16 protein-coding genes are annotated in these 16,428 nt (G+C 62.0%); 4 read left to right on the top strand and 12 right to left on the bottom strand.

Annotated elements, in window-relative coordinates; translation table 11 throughout:
- The first annotated feature begins 178 nt into the window (after positions 1-178).
- Positions 179-814 (top strand): cysteine hydrolase family protein, encoded by a 636-nt coding sequence (locus tag GFM02_RS09680; protein WP_018074382.1) that lies wholly within the window; start codon positions 179-181, stop codon positions 812-814.
- A gap of 194 nt (positions 815-1,008) precedes the next feature.
- Here the strand turns inward: GFM02_RS09680 and GFM02_RS09675 are convergent, their stop codons facing one another.
- Genes GFM02_RS09675 through GFM02_RS09665 form a run of 3 tightly spaced genes read right to left on the bottom strand, consistent with a single transcriptional unit; the run spans position 1,009 to position 4,676 of the window.
- Positions 1,009-2,997: a primary-amine oxidase gene (locus GFM02_RS09675; protein ID WP_168321534.1), complete on the bottom strand. Its 1,989-nt coding sequence runs from the start codon at positions 2,995-2,997 to the stop codon at positions 1,009-1,011.
- A 60-nt stretch (positions 2,998-3,057) separates the two neighbouring features.
- Positions 3,058-3,228: a hypothetical protein gene (locus tag GFM02_RS09670; RefSeq protein ID WP_020050559.1), complete on the bottom strand. Its 171-nt coding sequence runs from the start codon at positions 3,226-3,228 to the stop codon at positions 3,058-3,060.
- Complete coding sequence (locus tag GFM02_RS09665) at positions 3,225-4,676, bottom strand: APC family permease (protein ID WP_168321533.1); 1,452 nt, start codon at positions 4,674-4,676, stop codon at positions 3,225-3,227. Before GFM02_RS09665 ends, GFM02_RS09670 begins: the two co-directional genes overlap by 4 nt.
- Positions 4,677-4,796: 120 nt before the next feature.
- On the opposite strand from GFM02_RS09665, the gene GFM02_RS09660 reads away from it, so the two are divergent.
- Complete coding sequence (locus GFM02_RS09660; RefSeq protein ID WP_168321532.1) at positions 4,797-5,834, top strand: AraC family transcriptional regulator; 1,038 nt, start codon at positions 4,797-4,799, stop codon at positions 5,832-5,834.
- Positions 5,835-5,881: 47 nt separating this feature from the next.
- On the opposite strand, the gene GFM02_RS09655 is transcribed toward GFM02_RS09660, so the two are convergent.
- The 7 genes from GFM02_RS09655 to GFM02_RS09625 form a co-directional block, all read right to left on the bottom strand.
- Positions 5,882-6,574 (bottom strand): molybdate ABC transporter substrate-binding protein, encoded by a 693-nt coding sequence (locus GFM02_RS09655; RefSeq protein WP_205930247.1) that lies wholly within the window; start codon positions 6,572-6,574, stop codon positions 5,882-5,884.
- Between the two features lie 42 nt (positions 6,575-6,616).
- Positions 6,617-6,982 carry a cytochrome C oxidase subunit IV family protein gene (locus GFM02_RS09650; RefSeq protein WP_168271269.1) on the bottom strand — a complete coding sequence of 122 codons (366 nt, stop codon included), beginning with the start codon at positions 6,980-6,982 and terminating at the stop codon, positions 6,617-6,619.
- Between the two features lie 7 nt (positions 6,983-6,989).
- Positions 6,990-7,709: a heme-copper oxidase subunit III family protein gene (locus GFM02_RS09645; protein WP_020050563.1), complete on the bottom strand. Its 720-nt coding sequence runs from the start codon at positions 7,707-7,709 to the stop codon at positions 6,990-6,992.
- A gap of 11 nt (positions 7,710-7,720) precedes the next feature.
- Complete coding sequence (locus GFM02_RS09640) at positions 7,721-8,440, bottom strand: cytochrome c oxidase subunit 3 (protein ID WP_168271270.1); 720 nt, start codon at positions 8,438-8,440, stop codon at positions 7,721-7,723.
- Positions 8,437-10,215, bottom strand: coding sequence for a cytochrome c oxidase subunit I (ctaD, locus tag GFM02_RS09635; RefSeq protein ID WP_168271271.1), 1,779 nt, complete (start codon positions 10,213-10,215; stop codon positions 8,437-8,439). Before ctaD ends, GFM02_RS09640 begins: the two co-directional genes overlap by 4 nt.
- A 46-nt stretch (positions 10,216-10,261) precedes the next feature.
- Entirely contained in the window at positions 10,262-11,080 is an 819-nt protein-coding gene (locus GFM02_RS09630; RefSeq protein WP_011652557.1) for a cytochrome c oxidase subunit II, read from the bottom strand.
- A 166-nt stretch (positions 11,081-11,246) separates the two neighbouring features.
- Entirely contained in the window at positions 11,247-11,636 is a 390-nt protein-coding gene (locus tag GFM02_RS09625) for a c-type cytochrome (RefSeq protein WP_026265317.1), read from the bottom strand.
- A 262-nt stretch (positions 11,637-11,898) separates the two neighbouring features.
- Here GFM02_RS09625 and GFM02_RS09620 point away from each other — a divergent pair, with 262 nt between their 5' ends.
- Positions 11,899-12,543, top strand: coding sequence for a LysE family translocator (locus GFM02_RS09620; RefSeq protein ID WP_131663685.1), 645 nt, complete (start codon positions 11,899-11,901; stop codon positions 12,541-12,543).
- 302 nt (positions 12,544-12,845) lie between these two features.
- Here the strand turns inward: GFM02_RS09620 and GFM02_RS09615 are convergent, their stop codons facing one another.
- On the bottom strand, positions 12,846-13,784 hold the full coding sequence (locus GFM02_RS09615) for a LysR family transcriptional regulator (RefSeq protein ID WP_348643961.1): 939 nt from the start codon (positions 13,782-13,784) through the stop codon (positions 12,846-12,848).
- Between the two features lie 76 nt (positions 13,785-13,860).
- On the opposite strand from GFM02_RS09615, the gene GFM02_RS09610 reads away from it, so the two are divergent.
- Positions 13,861-15,231, top strand: coding sequence for a lactonase family protein (locus tag GFM02_RS09610; protein ID WP_168321529.1), 1,371 nt, complete (start codon positions 13,861-13,863; stop codon positions 15,229-15,231).
- 77 nt (positions 15,232-15,308) lie between these two features.
- Here the strand turns inward: GFM02_RS09610 and GFM02_RS09605 are convergent, their stop codons facing one another.
- Complete coding sequence (locus GFM02_RS09605) at positions 15,309-16,250, bottom strand: MYG1 family protein (protein WP_168321528.1); 942 nt, start codon at positions 16,248-16,250, stop codon at positions 15,309-15,311.
- Positions 16,251-16,428 lie beyond the last annotated feature (178 nt).

Below are 16,428 nucleotides of genomic sequence, written 5' to 3'. Positions count from 1 at the left end.
GGAGCCTCCGGGTGGGATGGTCGGGCGCACCCATTCTACTGCGTCATCGCTTCGCCGGAAAGACGTCAGTCGCGGACCAAGCCGCCGACAATGTCCGCCTCGCCCCGGAAACTGTCACCTTCTGCTTGCCGGACGCAATTCATCTCCTCTACATAAGCAGGAAAAGAGGAGGCCGAGCATGCATTCCATCAAACACCCCGGCAAGACAATCGGCGATTTCTGCCGGCCGGATCAAATGGCTCTCGTCGTCTATGACATGCAGATCGGCATCATGCGGCAAATGCCTGACGGCGCCGGCATCACCGCCCGCGTCCTGTCGATTCTGACCGCCGCGCGGGCATCGAACTTTCCCGTCATCTTCATGCGGCACATGTCGATGCCGCTCGCTCTGATGGGCGCCTTCCAGCGTCGTCAGGCCATGGCCTGGCAAAGGATCGACGATCCGGCCGCCATCAAACCCTGGTTTCTCAGAGGAAGCGAAGGCTTCGAGATCGTGCCCGAACTTCAGCCGCGCTACGACGAGGCGGTGATCGACAAGATTACCTTTTCGGCTTTCGAAGGCACGCCTTTGTCGATCATTCTGCGCGATCTGGGTCTGACCAGCTTCGCCATTTGCGGCGTCGCCACCGAAATCGGCATCGAGCCGACGGTTCGCCACGGTGCCGACCTCGGGCTCGTGCCGCTCGTCATCAGCGACGCCTGCGGCGCCGGGCATGCCGAGGCCGCCGAGCGATCATTCGCCAACATGGCCTTCATGGGAGATGCGCTGATCTGCCAGTCGGCCGATTTCATCGCAGCAGCCCGGCAGAGCTGACGCTCTCCCGACCTGCCGCGTGAGGCATCGGCGAACGGGCGCGCACCCTTGGGTCCCTGTCGTGATGAAACAACAAGACCCCAGCCATAGGGAGCCTCCGGGGTGGGACAGTAGGGCACACATTCTGCAACTCTACAGCGCCCTCGCACCACCCGGAAGACGTCAGTCGCGGGCTAGGCCGTCGAGCATTGCAGCTATGTGTGGCAGCAGGAGCCGTTTCCAGTGTTGTCAGGCGAACGCTGCAGGCGATTGTCCACACTCTGGCTGTTTCCTTCCGGCGGCAGGTCCATGGCGATGTTGGATGCAAAGAAGCCGTTCGGTTTCAGCGTGAAACCGGCATATTCCACCGGCATGATCGGAAAATCCTCGGGCTTGCAGACATGGGTATGGCCGAAGGAATGCCACAGCACGACATCGGCATTCTCGATTTCGCGGTTCTGCTTGACATAACCCGGCAGGCCGTCGCCGCCGGCATGCACGTTCGGATAATCGCCGCTCGCATATTTTTCCCTGGCATCGAAGGCCGTGACCCAGATGTGTTTCTTGGCGAAGCCGCCGCGCTGGGCAACGGTCGAATCCGGCTGGGCAAGCATGACCGGCGACGGCATGACGACAATCTTGTAGCCGGGCGCCTTGCCGACGCTGTTCTTTATGTTGGGGTTGGAGACTTTCCAGTAACGGCCGGTCTCGCCATTGGCGACTGCCGGCGAATCGAGTTCGCGCTTCAGCACCCGGCTCCTGGTATCGAAGACATTGCCATAGGGATTGTCCTCCCCCCATGGACGCGGCACGAACTCATGCTCGGTCACGGTATTGTCGCCGCCATCGACATCCATGTGCAGGCGCGCATTGAAGAAATGCTGATGGGTCGGACCGCCGAGATTGTCATCGACCATGCCACCCCATGGATAGGTTTCGCCGGTCGCGACCGCCGCCGTCTGGATGATGCCGGTGAGCTTGGCTTCGAGCTGGATCGTGCCGTCCTGGTAGAGATACCAGTAGAAGCCGTAATCGTAGTTGCCGACGGTTGCGAAGAAGGAGATGACGAGGCGGCGCGAACGGCGCACTTCGAAAATGCCGTTGCGGAATTCGTAATGCTTCCAGAGGATTCCGTAATCCTCCTCATGCATGCAGATGGCGTTCTTCATGATGAAAGGCTGGCCGAGATCATCCGCCGCCGGCACGTCGAAATAGTGAATATGGCCGAGGCAGTCGCAGCCGAGTTCGAGGCAATTGGCCAGGCGTCCGAGGCCATATTCGCCAGCATCGAAGGCGCTCTTCCAATAGTGGTTCGCGGTCGGATCGGCATAGGGCACGACCATTTCGGTGACACTGGCGCGAAAGACGACGGGCCGCAGCCTGCCCTGATCCTTGATGCCGAGTTCATGCAGAACGAGGCCTTCGCGCGGGGTGAAACCGACACGGAAACTCCAGTTCTGCCATTCAACTTTCCAGCCGTCGACCGTAAAGCTCGGCCCTTGCGGCTGAACGATATGCAGCGGCGTGAGATCGGGCCGCGGTTCGGGGAAGGTTTCGCGGCCATAATTGCGCTTCTTCCTCGGAACCGGAATGATCTTCTCATCGTCGACGAGATCGACCACTCGGTTGGTGATCAGATCGACCACCGCCACCACGCCCTCGATCGGATGCGCGTAGCCGTTGTCACGGACATCCTCGCGCCAGTAGGACACGGCGCGGACGATGCGCTTTCCCTTCTCGAATTCGCGGCCAAAATAGCCCGAGGAAAAAGGATCGATCTGGATGAGCGGAATATCCTCGTCGGTAATGCCGCGCTTCTTGACGGCGGCGATCCAGCGCGGATCGGATTTGACGGTGCCTTCAACGGTTTCGAATTCGCACAGCATGATCGGCGGCTGACCATAGGGCAGTTCATCGAGAGGCAGCCGGATATAGGAGGACACCGTGCCGACAGTCAGGTCTACGACGCCCTCGAAGGTTTCGCCGTTGCTGATGTCGATTGCCAGGATGAAGGCAAGCCGCGGCAGCCCGTCGCCCAGGCGATGGGCGGCAAGATCCGCCTTGGTCGGCTCCTCCAGCCGGGTGATCGGAAAGCGGAAGGTGGCTGCGAGTGTCTGCGTATCCTTGAGTATGGCAACGGCAGAAGCGATCTCGTCGAGGCTGAGAGGATCGAGCGGATGGGTAACTGCGACAACGGCGTCCATTGGTATACCTCTTGTTTTTGGAAGAGACGACGCAACATGGCGCGTCGCAAGCTGCGATGATCAGGATCGACCGGAGCAGATCTGTGTCTCGATCATCTGGTCTGCATGAATGCAGAACAGAGAGCAGAAGGCGTGTGCCTCGACGGCAACCAGCAATGTTGCGCCCGCAAGGATCGCGACCGCGAGAACCAGAAGGCGATCGACGGGTGAAAATTCAGCAACCGCACTCATTCGAAGACCTTTCCAAGCGAGGCGTAGAGAGCGGGCTTGGATCTCTTGACCCGGATCGCAAACAGCGCGCCAAGAATGCCCACCAGCACCATGGCATAGGGGAATGCCTTGACGATCGGGCTTTCGCTGCCGGAAAGGAGTGAAAGATTGGAACTGACCAGCACCAGCGAACCCATGAGACCGAGCAGCGCCAGCACTGGCGCGATCATCGTGGTCCAGGCGCTGTAGCTGTTCGGCGTCTTGCGGAAGAACATGATGATCGCGACGGAGACCAGCACCTGCACCAGTAGGATACCGATACCTGCCAGCGCCGCCATCCACGAGAACACGACAGTGTAGGGATCGGCACCGAAGATCACGAACAGGGCAAGGACGACGGCCGCGACCAGACTTTGCAGAAGACCTGCGGCGTAGGGTGAGCCATGTTTGGTATGAACCTTGCCAAGCACCTTGGCGGCCAGACCTTCACGGCCGAGAGCGAAGAAATAGCGGTTGAGCGTATTGTGGAAGGACAGGATGCAGGCAAACAGGCTGGTGATCAGCAGCACGTTCATCACCTGGCTCGACCATGGGCCAAGCACGGAATTGGCGGCAGTGAAGTAGAAGCTGTCGAGGCTGGCAGCAGCAGCGGCCTGCACCTTGCCCGGACCGTAGAATTGCACAATTGCCCAGGTGGAGAAGGCATAGAAGAGGGTGATGAGCAGCACGGCAACATAGGTGGCGCGGGGAATGGTCTTTTCCGGATCTTCGGCTTCCTCGCCGAAAATGGCCGTCGCTTCGAAGCCGATGAAGGAACCGATGACGAAGACCAGCGCCACACCAAGACCGGGCGCAAAGACCGACGATGGCATGAAGGAGGAGAAGCTGATGCCTTCCGGTCCGCCGCCAGAAAAGACGATGGCAAGATCCAGAACCAGCAAAATGGCGATTTCGGCAATCATGCAGACGCCGAGGATCGCGCCTGAGAAGGCGATGTTGCGCTGACCGCAGACCAGCACGACGACGAGTGCCGCGAAGGCGAAGGCCCACCAGGGCAGGACCAGCCCGAGCGGCGCTATGGCATTGGCCATGAAGAAACCAAACAGGCCATAGATGGCGATCTGAACCGCGCTATAGGTGACCAGCGCCATGAAGGCACCACCCACACCGGCCGGCTTGCCAATACCGTGGGTGATATAGGTGTAGAAGGCTCCTGCCCCGCCCACATGCCGGCTCATGGCGGTGAAGCCGACCGAGAAGAGCAGGTAGAGCAGGCCGGCAAGCACGAAAGCGCCGGGAACGCCTGCGCCATTGCCAAAGGCAAAGGCGGCCGGCGAAGCGCCGACGACAGCCGTCAGCGGCGCGGCCGCGGCAACGACAAAGAACACGATATGGGCGAGGCCCACCGAGTCCCTGGCCAGACGACGCTCCGGCGATGATGGTGCGGGCATGCTTGCTTCCAGTGTCATGGAGAACCCTCTTTGCTTGTTTGTTGGCAAGAAGGTAAGCGCGGCGATCTGGCCCCGAAATTGCAGTTTATGCCAATGAATCGATAATTCGCGCCACGAAGGTCACCGGAGACGCTGAAAATGGCAGTTGCATCGCATTTGATCAGCCGCATGCCCGCAGTTGCTTCAATTCGAGCCTCCGTCTTGATCCCGCTGGTGCAACAAATCGATAAAAGATCCGGGAAAACCGACCTTCTTCTGGCTTCGCACGGCATTCTGCGCTCGCAATTGGAAGATCCCTACGCTGTCCTGCCCATGGCCCGTTATGTCGCGCTGTTCGAGGAGGCCGCGACGATAACAGGCGAACCGGGACTGGGAGCCCGCATGGGCACCGGTTTCAAGCCCGCCGACATCGGCCCCATCGGCATGCTCTTCGCGCTCTCGCCGACCATTCGCAGCGCTTTCGAGCGGCTGTCGAAATATGTCAACGCGGTACAAGGCGCGACCAGTTCCGGCGTGTTCGAGGAGAATGGCGATTTTGTCTGGAGCTACCGGATCGTCGATCCCAGCATGTGGCCGCGCCGGCAGGACAGCGAATTCACGATCGCCGCCTCCTGTCAGCTCGTCCGTTCGTGTTTCCGTCGCGGCTGGCGGCCGATCGAAATCCAGCTCGAGCATCACGCCCCGCGCGACGCCGGCGTGCTCGAACGCATCTATGGCGCGCCCATCCTGTTCGGCCAATCCAGCAACCGGATCGTCATGAACAAGGCGGAAGCTGACCGTGTACACCGTGCGGAAGACAAAAGCCTGATCGAAATCCTGGAGCGGCATATCGGCGATCTGGTCAACGAGCCAGCGGCCGGCGATATCCTCACGGAAAAGGTCCAGGCCCTGATCAGCATCTATCTCGGCCGCAAACCGGTGACGGTTGCAACGCTTGCCGCCGAACTGAAGATGTCGCCGCGAAGCCTGCAGCGCCGGCTGTCAGAGGAAGGCGTGTCGCTTCGCGATCTCGTTCGCCAGCACCGCCAGACACTCGCCGCCCACTATCTCGGCGACCGACATGCCGCACCGATGTCCGAGATTGCGCGTGTGCTGGGTTATGCAGACAACACCGTGCTCTGGCGTGCGCTGCGGTCCTGGGAGAAGAAGGGGAGCCCCCTACCTTCGAGACGTTGAAAATCAGACGATGACCGTGAACCGATCGCTGCTTATCAAGCAGGCTTTCAGCGGCGTTCGACGCCCTTTGCCACCAGGATATCGTCGACGGCTGTCGACGTCAGAAATTCCGACAGCTGCCTGGCAGCTTCTGCGTCCGTTGAATCGGCGCTGATGCCAATAGCGAAGTCAATGTAACTTTGGAGTTCTGCCGGAAACCGACCGACAAGCATGACCTCTGGAGCGGCGGCGAGAATCGAAGTCACGGGAACAACGCCCAACTCGGCCTCCCCACGGCCTACGGCCGGCGCGGTCTGCCCTCCTGATATGGCCACCAGCTTGGGCTTTACCTCATCGGCTATTCCCAAGCGTTCCAGCAAACCGGAGAAGTAGCCGCCGCTGCTTCCCTCACTGGCGTAGGCGATCGAACTGGCGCTCTTCAACGCATGTTTGAATGCTTCCACCGACCCGATGTCGAGCGGCCGACCGCCTGCCTTGGCCGCCACCCCCATTGCGATCCGGCCGAACGCGACCTCGCTCCCCGCCTTGACCTTTCCCAAGACAGCCAGATCCTCAACCAGGTTCGGATTGGTGATGACGAGGTCAAAAGGCTCCCCAGCTTCAATCTGCTTCTTGACGACAGGATTGAGCTCCCACTTGACCGCAACTGTGAATCCGGTGTCCGTTTCGAACCGGGATATGAGAGCAAGGACGGCGGGTCGGACCGCAATAGCGCCAAAAAGGCGGATTTCCTGGGTCATGGCCGAAGTCCGCTCTGATCTGTCCATCCTGTCCAACAGACCCTACGGCCCAGCCCCAAAGAACGCCAGCCGGGTGAAGATCGTGTAGTCTGCTTCCGATACCATCAGCGCCACGAAAACCAGCACCAGCAGCGGCGGCAGCAGGATGGCGTAGACGAGCGCCAGCCGTTCCCAGGCCATGTGCATGAAGACGGCGACGATCAGCCCGGCCTTCAGCATCATGAACACAAGGATCAGCGTCCACCTGAGATAACCCTGGATGCCGAGATAATCGACCATGTAGGAAAAGGCGCTGAGCACGAAGAGCAGGCCCCAGACGAAGAGATACAGCCGGATCGGGTGCTGCTGTCCGGTGTGTGTTTGTGCATTCACCGTTTGGCTTTGCGCATGCGCCGTTGTCTCGCTCATGACCACCTCACCACAGATAAAAAAACGCGAAGATGAAGACCCAGACCAGGTCGACGAAGTGCCAGTAGAGGCCCATGATCTCGACGGCCTCGTAGCGGCCTTTCCGGCTGGTGAAGAAGCCGCGCCGTTCCACGTCGAAATCGCCGCGCCAGACTTTGCGGGCGACGATCAGCAGGAAGATGACGCCGATCGTGACGTGGGTGCCGTGAAAGCCTGTTATCATGAAGAAGGTCGATCCGAACTGTGCCGCCCCCCACGGGTTCTCCCAGGGGCGCACGCCTTCGGTGATCAGCTTCGTCCATTCGAAGGCCTGCATGCCGACGAAGCAAGCTCCGAGAACTGCCGTCAGCAGCATCAGCACCGCGGTCATCCGGCGGTCTCGGCGATATCCGAAATTGACCGCCATCGCCATGGTGCCACTGCTCGAGATCAGCACGAAAGTCATGATCGCGATCAGGATCAGCGGCACGTCCTGGCCGCCGATATGCAACGCGAAGACCTCGCTCGGATTGGGCCAGGCGACCGGCGTCGACATCCGGGCGGTCATATAAGCGATCAGGAAACAGCCGAAGACGAAGGTGTCGCTCAAGAGGAAGATCCACATCATCGCCTTGCCCCAGGAGGCGGTCTTGAAGGCGCGCTGATCCGAGCTGAAATCGGCCGCGACACCGCGCAGGCCGACCGGGCTGAGGCCTGGCTCGCCGTGCGTCTGGACAGGATGTGCCATCTGCAAATCTCCTAACTGAGCAGTGTGCGGCAGAGATCGACGAAATCATTTGCCCATCCGGCAAAGAGCGCGAAGAGCAACAGCCAGACGGCGAGCATGAAATGCGAGTAGATGGCGGAAAGATCGACGCTCAGGCGCAGCCTATCCGTCGCCACAGCCGTTGAAAAAGCCCTGACCGTCGTGTGCGCGAGCACGGCAAGCCCGCCGAGGATATGCAGGCCGTGCAAGCCGGTCAGCATGTAGAAGAAGCTGTTGGAAGGGTTATCATCAAGCACGTACCCGGCCGCCGTCAGCTCCCGCCATGCCTGGATCTGTCCGACGAGGAAGAAGATGGCAAGCGCAAGTCCTGCAGCAAGCGCCGGTCGCAGCACCTCCATGCGGCCATGCCCTGCTTCTCTTTTCGCCCATTGCAGGGCAGCGCTGCTTAAGGCCAGTGCCGCAGTGTTCACCCAGAGCAGCCGGGGAACAGGCGTAGCCCACCAGTCGGTCGACGCCATGCGCATGAAATAGGCGCTGACGGCAAGACTGAAGACGGCGCCGACGACGCCGAGAAACACGAAGAGGCCGATTTTCACCGCCGGCGCCGGCAGCCTTTGCCGCTCGGCACCGTTATGACCCGGCAACTGCACCGATCCGGTTTCGAGCCAGGGCTTCGAGGTCAACCGCTGCCCGGAAAGCCACCAGAAGATAATGGCGGCGACTGCGGCAAGGAAGATCAGCGTGACGTTCATGCCGGAACCTCCCGTGTGACGTCGCCGCTTGCCGGCACATTCTGCGGAATGAAATCCTCGGCCGCCCCCGGAACGCTGTAGTCATAGGCCCAGCGGTAGACGACCGGCAGATCCTTGCCCCAGTTGCCGTGGGCGGGCGGCGTCTGCGGCGTCTGCCATTCGAGCGTTGTTGCCCGCCACGGATTGCCGCCGGACTCCCTGCCCCGGAAAAGGCTCCAGACCAGATTGAACAGGAAGACCATCTGTCCGGCCCCGACGATCAGCGCCATGACGGTGATGAAGATATTCAGCGTATCGGCCGAAGGCGGAACGAAGGCCGTCTCTCCCATCTCGAAGTAGCGGCGTGGCACGCCGAGCAGACCGAGATAGTGCATCGGAAAGAAGATCGCATAGGTGCCGAGGAAGGTGATCCAGAAGTGGATATGGCCGAGCACGTCGTTCAGCATGCGTCCCGTCACCTTCGGATACCAGTGATAGATCGCCCCGAAGATGACGAGGATCGGCGCGACTCCCATGACCATGTGGAAATGCGCGACGACGAACATCGTATCCGACAGCGGCACGTCGACGACGACATTGCCGAGGAACAGGCCTGTCAGGCCGCCATTGACGAAGGTGACGATGAAGGCGAGCGCAAAGAGCATCGGCAGGGTCAGGTGGATGTCGCCGCGCCACAGCGTCAGCACCCAGTTATAGACCTTGATCGCCGTTGGGACGGCGATGATCAGCGTCGTCGTGGCGAAGAAGAAGCCGAAGGCCGGGTTCATGCCGCTGACATACATGTGGTGCGCCCAGACGACGAAGCTGAGCGCGCCGATGATGACGATCGCCCAGACCATCATGCGGTAGCCGAAGATGTTCTTGCGCGCATGCGTGCTGATCAGGTCCGAAACGATGCCGAAGGCCGGCAGCGCAACGATATAGACCTCCGGATGCCCGAAGAACCAGAAGAGGTGCTGGAAGAGGATCGGGCTGCCGCCGCCATGCTGCAGCTGCGTGCCCATTTCGACGATGGCAGGCATGAAGAAGCTCGTGCCGAGCAGGCGATCGAACATCATCATGACGCAGGCGACGAAGAGGGCGGGAAAGGCGAGCAGCGCCATCACGGTCGCGGTGAAGATGCCCCAGACCGTCAGCGGCATGCGCATCAGTGTCATGCCGCGCGCCCGCCCCTGCAGCACGGTCACCACATAGTTCAGCCCACCCATGGTGAATCCGATGATGAAGACGATCAGCGAGGAGAGCATCAGCAGGATACCCCAGTCCTTGCCGCCAGGCGTGCCGGAGAGAACGGCCTGTGGCGGATAGAGCGTCCAGCCGGCCCCCGTCGGACCGCCGGGGGCGAAGAAGCCCGCAGCGAGGATCAGCACTGCGAGCAGGTAAATCCAATAGCTCAGCATGTTGGCGTAGGGAAACACCATATCGCGCGCGCCGACCATCAGCGGAATGAGGTAATTGCCGAAGCCGCCGAGGAACAGTGCGGTCAGCAGATAGATCACCATGATCATGCCGTGCATGGTGATGAACTGATAATAATGATCGGCATCGATGAAGGTGAAATAGCCGGGAAAGGCGAGCTGAATCCGCATCAGCCAGGAGAGCACCAGCGCCACCAGGCCGATTGCGATCGCCGTGAGCGAATATTGGACGGCAATAATCTTGGCATCCTGGCTGAACACATATTTTGTCCACCAGCTTTTCGGATGATAGAGCTCGACATCCTCGACTTCGGCAGAGGGGATGGCGCCTGCGCTGTCGGATGGAATCTCGACCATGATCTCTCTCCCCTTCGTCTCCCAGCGGTCTGCGACGGCTGGGGGTTCAGTTTGCCGGCGGCATCTCTCCCGATGACGCCGTAAGCTGGGTGAATGTCTGCTGCTGCCCGAGCCAGGTCTGGTAGTCCGCATCCTCCTCGACAACGACGGTGCCGCGCATTTGCCCATGGCCGACGCCACAGAGTTCGGCGCAGAGGATGTCGAAGGTCCCTGTCCGCGTCGGCGTGAACCAGAAATAGGTGATCATGCCGGGTATCATGTCCATCTTGGCGCGGAATTCCGGCACGTAGAAATCATGAAGCACATCGACCGAGCGCAGCAAGATGTGCACCGGCTTGCCGATCGGCAGATGCAACTCACCGCCCTCGATGATGACGTCGTCGAGGCCGCTTGCGTCGTTTTTATCAAGGCCGAGCGGGTTTTCGGGGGTGACGTCGCCGGTCTCGGCGCGGCCGAGCTTTCCGTCGGCTCCGGGCAGCCGGAAACTCCACAGCCATTGCTGGCTGACGACCTCGACCGATGCGGCATCGGCAGGCACCGTGATGAACTGGTTCCACACGATCAGGCCGGGCGCCAGCATCGCCGCAACGCCGAGCGCCGTTCCCCCTCCCAGCAGCAATTCCAGCCTGCGGTTCTCGGGCTCGTAATGTGCCCGGTTGCCGGGCTTGTGCCGGAAGCGGAAGACGCAATAGGCCATGAACGAAACCACCGCCACGAAGACGATACCGGTGATCCAGAAGGTGATGACGAGGGTAGTGTCGATATAGGTCCAGTTGGACGCGATCGGCGTCCACCACCACGGGCTCAGCACATGGAACAGCACGGAGCCGACGACAATCAGGACGAGGATCAGCACGACAGCCATGTCCGCTCCTCCTCGAGCAGGTCGACCCGTGAAACCGCATTCCGCAAAAAGTCCGTCTTTATTATCGCACAGATAGAAAATATCGGCAATTACGGCAATTTAGGCATGCGCCTCCGGAGGCGCGAGCCGCCATTTGGAGATTGCCCCGCATTGGGAATATTGCCCATCACTTGGAATATTGCTTGAGATAGGCGATGAGATTGGTGATTTCCTGGTCGTCCTTCACCCCGACGAAGGCCATCTTCGTACCCTTCACCTTCCCCTTCGGATTGTGCAGATAGTCGCGCAGCACCGTCTCGTCCCAGACGAGGCCGCCCTCGCCGGCCGCCTTCATCCCCGCCGAATAGGCGTAATTGGGATGCGTTCCGGCCTTCCGGCCGAACAGCCCCTTCAACGATGGGCCGACCTTGTTCGTATCGGAATCGGCGACATGACAGGTCGCGCATTTCTTGAAAACGGCGGCACCCGCCGTCGCATCGCCCTCCTGCGCCCCGGCGTCAGCAGGGGAAAGGGCAATGACGGATGTGGCGATCAGCAGAACAACACGGTAATCCACGGCAAACCTCATCCTCCTCAAGGTCGCCAGCCACTCACGCCCTCCGCTATCTCTCGCGTGTGAGTGGTGGTTGCTATGGCATAAAGCTTAGTCCTTCGCGGATGCAAGTCAATCGGTTCCGCAATTTGGACAAGGGCCGGCCCTGTTCCAGTCCTCCCAGGAGGGTCCGTCACCCTCGAAGATTGGATATTGACGCCGGTATCGGCGACGACATACTTGCTCGAAGCCCCACAGTCAAAACCAGGCCCAGGAGAGGCGCGCAATGTCGATTGCTGAAATTCTGTCTTTTGCTTTCGTCACCGCGTTGTTGATCATTTCCCCCGGCCCCAACGGCGTCCTCATCGCCAAGACGGTGCCGACCTCGGGGCGTGGCGCCGGTTTCGCCAATATTGCCGGCTTTGTCGCCGCCTTCTATGTGCACGGCACCCTGTCGATCTGCGGCATCTCCCTGCTGCTGGCGCAGTCGGCGCAGGCCTTCCTCGTCGTCAAGATGATTGGCGCCGCCTATCTCTGCTGGATCGGTATCAAGGCGCTGGTCGGCGCCTGGCGCGGTTATGCTGCCGTAACGTCAGTGACCCCTTCCCGTAAGGTAAGGCACCTTCCGCGTGCCTTCCTCGAGGGTTTCCTCACCAACGCCCTGAATCCGAAGGTGTCGATGTTCTACCTCGCGGTCTTCCCGCAGTTCATCCACCACGACGCCAATGGCCGGGCCGCGATCGGCGAGGCATTCCTTCTGGTCACCGTCCATGCCAGCCTCAACGTCATCTGGTTCGGCTCGATGGTCATGATCTTTGCGAGGCTCGCCAGAGCTGCGCGCAACCAGCGCTTCCAGCGCTGGCTGAAAGCCGCGACAGGCGTGGTCTTCATCGGCTTCGGCGCCAAGATGGCGACATTGCAGGCCGGATAGCGAAGACAGGCAAACCGCCTTGGTCACGGAAAGGCAGGCAGAACGTCCGCAGGGTGGCAACATAGGATCCAGCGACCTGCCGCCAGGACCGGATATGATGCTGGCCTCGCGCCACCTCAGCCGCCGCCATTTGACTACGCCCCGATGGAACGCGCCTCCTTTACCGCCAGCTCGGCCATGGCGAGAGCGGCCCAGGCACGCCGATTGCCCGCCTCGTGTTTCGAGGCTTCACCCCGCGGCCTGCGCATCTCGGCATGAGGCTCTCCTGGGCCTTCGAGGCTCCAGCCTTTGGCCCGAGCATCTCAGGATCGGCCTCCCCCGGATGCGGCTCCTTCCACAACCAACCCTCTCACAATCTCCAGGAAGCGCTCGCCGCTCGCCGACAATGCCGGCGGGCGCCATGCGGCGGCGATCGGCAGGGATGGCGGCGGCGGCAGGACGGGGCGGTAGGCGACGCCCGGCCGGGCGGCTTTCGCGATGCCCGAGGTGACGAAGCCGAGACCGGTTCCGGCCGCAACGAGGCCAACCAGCGTCGTCATCGGCGTCACCTCCTGGACGATCCGGGGGCTGATGCCCTCGCCCCTGAAAAGGGCGATCACACGGTCGTATATGCTGGGACCGATCGCCCGCGGCGCAAGCAACAAGGGCTCACCGGCAAGATCGGCGACGCGGATGACCGGCTGCTTCGCCAGCCGGTGCGTCGCCGGAAGCGCCAGCACGAACGGCTCGTCCGGCAGGGAGTGGATGATCAGATCCCGCGAAAGAGGTGGATGCAGCACGCCGAGGTCGATGTCGCCCGATGCAAGGGCGGCTTCCAGCAAAGGCGAACTCATCTCGATGAGATCGACATCGACTTGCGCGTAGCGGGCACGAAACGCCTGCACCGCCTCCGGCAGGACGCCGTAAAAGGCGATCGGTGTGAAGCCGAGCCGCAGGCGCCCGACCTCGCCGCGCACCGCCCGCAGGGCTTCGGCCTTCGCCATCCCGGCATGCAGCACCGCCTCGCGGGCCGGGCCGAGGAAGGCAGCGCCCGCCGGCGTCAGCGCCACGCCGCGGCGGTCGCGCTCGAAGAGATCGGTCCCGACCTCGCCTTCCAGCACCCGGATCCGTTGGCTGAGCGCCGGCTGGGTCAGGTTCATCCGTTCCGCCGCGCGGCGGAAATGCAGGTCTTCAGCAACGGCCACGAAACAGGCGAGCGTGCGGATGTCCAGGACAGCCTCCCGATGCGAAATACCTATCACAGGCGACAGGATTACGATTGGAAAATTATCAGCATCGGCGGCATTTTCAAAGGACCGCCAACAAGGGAGCAGGATCATGAACGGACCAGTCCTCACCGCCGCGACTCTCGCCATCACCTTTAGCCTCGCCGCGCCCCAGAGCACGCAGGCCGCCGAAGGCGCGCAGGCCGCGTCCGAGATTCTCGGCCGCATCTCGGCGAGCCGGATCGCCGTCATCTCCGACGGTGATTTTCTCGCCCGGACCTACGGCACCGCCGAGCTTGCGCCACGAAATGCCGGCTATCGCGATCTGCTGACGATCATGTCGCAAGCCGGGGACAAGATTGTCACCGGTTCGATACCGGTCTCCAATTCGGTGACCTCGGCGCCTGAAATCCTAGCCCTCAGCGAAGACGGGCAAACCGCCTTCGTCGCGGAAAGGCTGGGCGAACGTCCAAAGGGCGGCAACAGGATCAGCGACCTGCCGCCGGGCCGGCGGCTCTTCGCGGTCGACCTTTCGGACGGCGCGGCACTCCGCCTCTCCGACACGGTGGAGATCGAAGCCTTCCCCGAGGCCCTGTCCCTCAGCCCTGATGGAGAGAGCCTCGCCGTCGTTTCCAACACGCCGGAGGCGAGCTTCGTCCAGATCGTCGCCTATCGCGATGGCCGCTTCAGCCGCCTCGCCCGGTTCGACCTCGCCGACCTCGGGGTGAGAGGATCGGAGCCGGCCCCGCGCGGCGGCGTGACCGCGACCAACGTCCACTGGCATCCCTCAGGCCGCTTCCTGGCAGTCAATATCAATACGCAAAACCGGGTCGCCTTCTTCGAGGTCACCGGAGCCAACGACGCGCCCATTCTGCGCCCATGGGGCAATGTCGTGGAGGTTGGCGCCGATCCCTTCGTCGGCCGTTTCACACCCGACGGGCGCCATTATCTCACCGCCAACTGGGGCCGGAACTTCGCCGCCAAGAACTTGGAGGACCGTATTCCGCAGACACGGTCGACGATCAGCGTCATCAGGCTCGCCGATCCCGCGACACCACAGCAATCGGCGCGCCACGATCTCCTCGGCGGTGCCGAGACCGACCTCTCCTCCGAGGGCATCGCCATCAGCCCGGACGGCCAGCTCGTCGCCACCGTCAACATGCGCGGCACCGCCTTCCCGCCGGGCTCCGCCCGCTTCCACCGCGACGCCAGCGTCACGCTTCTGAGCTTCGATCCGGCAACCGGCGCCATCTCCAGGCTCGCAGACTATCCCTTCGAAGGGGCACTGCCGGAAGGCGGCGCCTTCGATCGGACAGGAGACCACTTCCTCGCCACCGTGTTTCAGGGCCATGATGGGGCGAGGCCCGAGGCCGGCTCGGGGCTCGAAGTTTTCCGGGTCGAAAAAGGCGGCCGGCCGGCGCTTACGCGGCTCGGCCGCGTGCAGCTGCCGCACGGCGCCCACCATGTCGATCTCGCACCGTAGGGCGCCCGCAGATTCGCGCAGAAGGCGAAGCTGAGGAAATATCATTCAATGTCGGACTGATGACATTCAATGCGACCTCAGCGGCCGCCATTTGACTGTGCCCCGATCGAAAGCGCCTCCTTTACCGCCAGTTCGGCCATGGCGAGAGCGGCCTCCCGCGTCCTGGCGGCGGCGATGAAGCGGCCGTTGTGGCAGAAGCTTGCGCCCTCGATGCCGCAAACCGCCTCCAGCGCACCATTGGTGAGCCCGGCCCAGGCCGCCGGAAGGTCGGCCCGGAGCTCGAACCCTTCCTCGGCGCGGCGGATGCCGGTCACGCACCAATCCTTTTCGCGCGGATGGACGACGAACAACAGCTGATCGGCGCCCGCCTTGACGATGGCGGGACGGAAGGGCATGCCCCTCGGCAATTCCAGAACACGCCCCTGCCCCGCAGCCTCGATTGCCCGATGCACGATCGCCTCGGCTCGCAATTTTGCGGCACTCTGAGCGATCCTGGCCTCGACGAAACTGCGGGCAATGGCAAGGGCCGCGTGGAAGGCGCGATCATCGGCCTCGGGGTCCGCTTCGTCGAAAACCGGTTTCAGGGTTTCCAGCAGAGCCGGCAGCGTCAACCCCGCCAGCGGCCCGGATGGGCTGAGCGCGCCATTATCAGTCAGATCGACCGGCAGCACGAAGCCGCCGTCGAAAGAGCCATGCATCGCCTCGACATGTGCTTCGGGAAGGTCGGAGGCTGTGAGATAATCGCGGCCGTAATGCTTCCAGATCAGCCCGAACGAGCTGTAGGGCTGGCCATCGTCGCGCAACGGAGCGCCGCGCTGGTGGTGATCGAATATTCCGGCAGCAGGGTCATAGGATCCGCCGACATCATAGATGATCCGGTCTTCGCCCGGCGTGATCCACTCCGGCGCGCGGCTGCGAACGATACGAGCCTGCGGGAAAAGCCGGGTCAGGATGACGCTCGACAGCAATTCATCGGCATGAAAGCCACCGGAATGGGTGACGAGAAAATCGGGAATCATGAAAGGCCTTGTCGTTTTCGGCGGGTCCGCCTTGAGTCAACACCAGATAGCGGTTGGCGGATATGACGACAAGCCTCTATGGGATGAGGCTCTTGGACTTTGGCGTATTGGCAACGGCAGGGACTGCGGCGCTGGAACAGCAAGAGCAAACCCGCGGCACCCCCGGCGCCCGGGCGCG

This window comes from Rhizobium leguminosarum bv. viciae, from assembly GCF_012276115.1.
In the GTDB taxonomy this organism is placed as follows: Bacteria; Pseudomonadota; Alphaproteobacteria; order Rhizobiales; family Rhizobiaceae; genus Rhizobium; species Rhizobium leguminosarum_T.
This window is presented reverse-complemented; position numbering and strand designations above follow the sequence as displayed.

What these genes read in the sequence shown, in the direction of transcription:
- GFM02_RS09605 (WP_168321528.1), bottom strand. Translation starts at nt 16,250, where the DNA reads ATGATTCCCGATTTTCTCGTCACCCATTCCGGTGGCTTTCATGCCGAT.
- GFM02_RS09670 (WP_020050559.1), bottom strand. Translation starts at nt 3,228, where the DNA reads ATGAGTGCGGTTGCTGAATTTTCACCCGTCGATCGCCTTCTGGTTCTC.
- GFM02_RS09675 (WP_168321534.1), bottom strand. Translation starts at nt 2,997, where the DNA reads ATGGACGCCGTTGTCGCAGTTACCCATCCGCTCGATCCTCTCAGCCTC.
- GFM02_RS09665 (WP_168321533.1), bottom strand. Translation starts at nt 4,676, where the DNA reads ATGACACTGGAAGCAAGCATGCCCGCACCATCATCGCCGGAGCGTCGT.
- GFM02_RS09660 (WP_168321532.1), top strand. Translation starts at nt 4,797, where the DNA reads ATGGCAGTTGCATCGCATTTGATCAGCCGCATGCCCGCAGTTGCTTCA.
- GFM02_RS09640 (WP_168271270.1), bottom strand. Translation starts at nt 8,440, where the DNA reads ATGAACGTCACGCTGATCTTCCTTGCCGCAGTCGCCGCCATTATCTTC.
- GFM02_RS09610 (WP_168321529.1), top strand. Translation starts at nt 13,861, where the DNA reads ATGAACGGACCAGTCCTCACCGCCGCGACTCTCGCCATCACCTTTAGC.
- GFM02_RS09645 (WP_020050563.1), bottom strand. Translation starts at nt 7,709, where the DNA reads ATGGCACATCCTGTCCAGACGCACGGCGAGCCAGGCCTCAGCCCGGTC.
- GFM02_RS09620 (WP_131663685.1), top strand. Translation starts at nt 11,899, where the DNA reads ATGTCGATTGCTGAAATTCTGTCTTTTGCTTTCGTCACCGCGTTGTTG.
- GFM02_RS09680 (WP_018074382.1), top strand. Translation starts at nt 179, where the DNA reads ATGCATTCCATCAAACACCCCGGCAAGACAATCGGCGATTTCTGCCGG.
- ctaD (WP_168271271.1), bottom strand. Translation starts at nt 10,215, where the DNA reads ATGGTCGAGATTCCATCCGACAGCGCAGGCGCCATCCCCTCTGCCGAA.
- GFM02_RS09630 (WP_011652557.1), bottom strand. Translation starts at nt 11,080, where the DNA reads ATGGCTGTCGTGCTGATCCTCGTCCTGATTGTCGTCGGCTCCGTGCTG.
- GFM02_RS09650 (WP_168271269.1), bottom strand. Translation starts at nt 6,982, where the DNA reads ATGAGCGAGACAACGGCGCATGCGCAAAGCCAAACGGTGAATGCACAA.
- GFM02_RS09655 (WP_205930247.1), bottom strand. Translation starts at nt 6,574, where the DNA reads ATGACCCAGGAAATCCGCCTTTTTGGCGCTATTGCGGTCCGACCCGCC.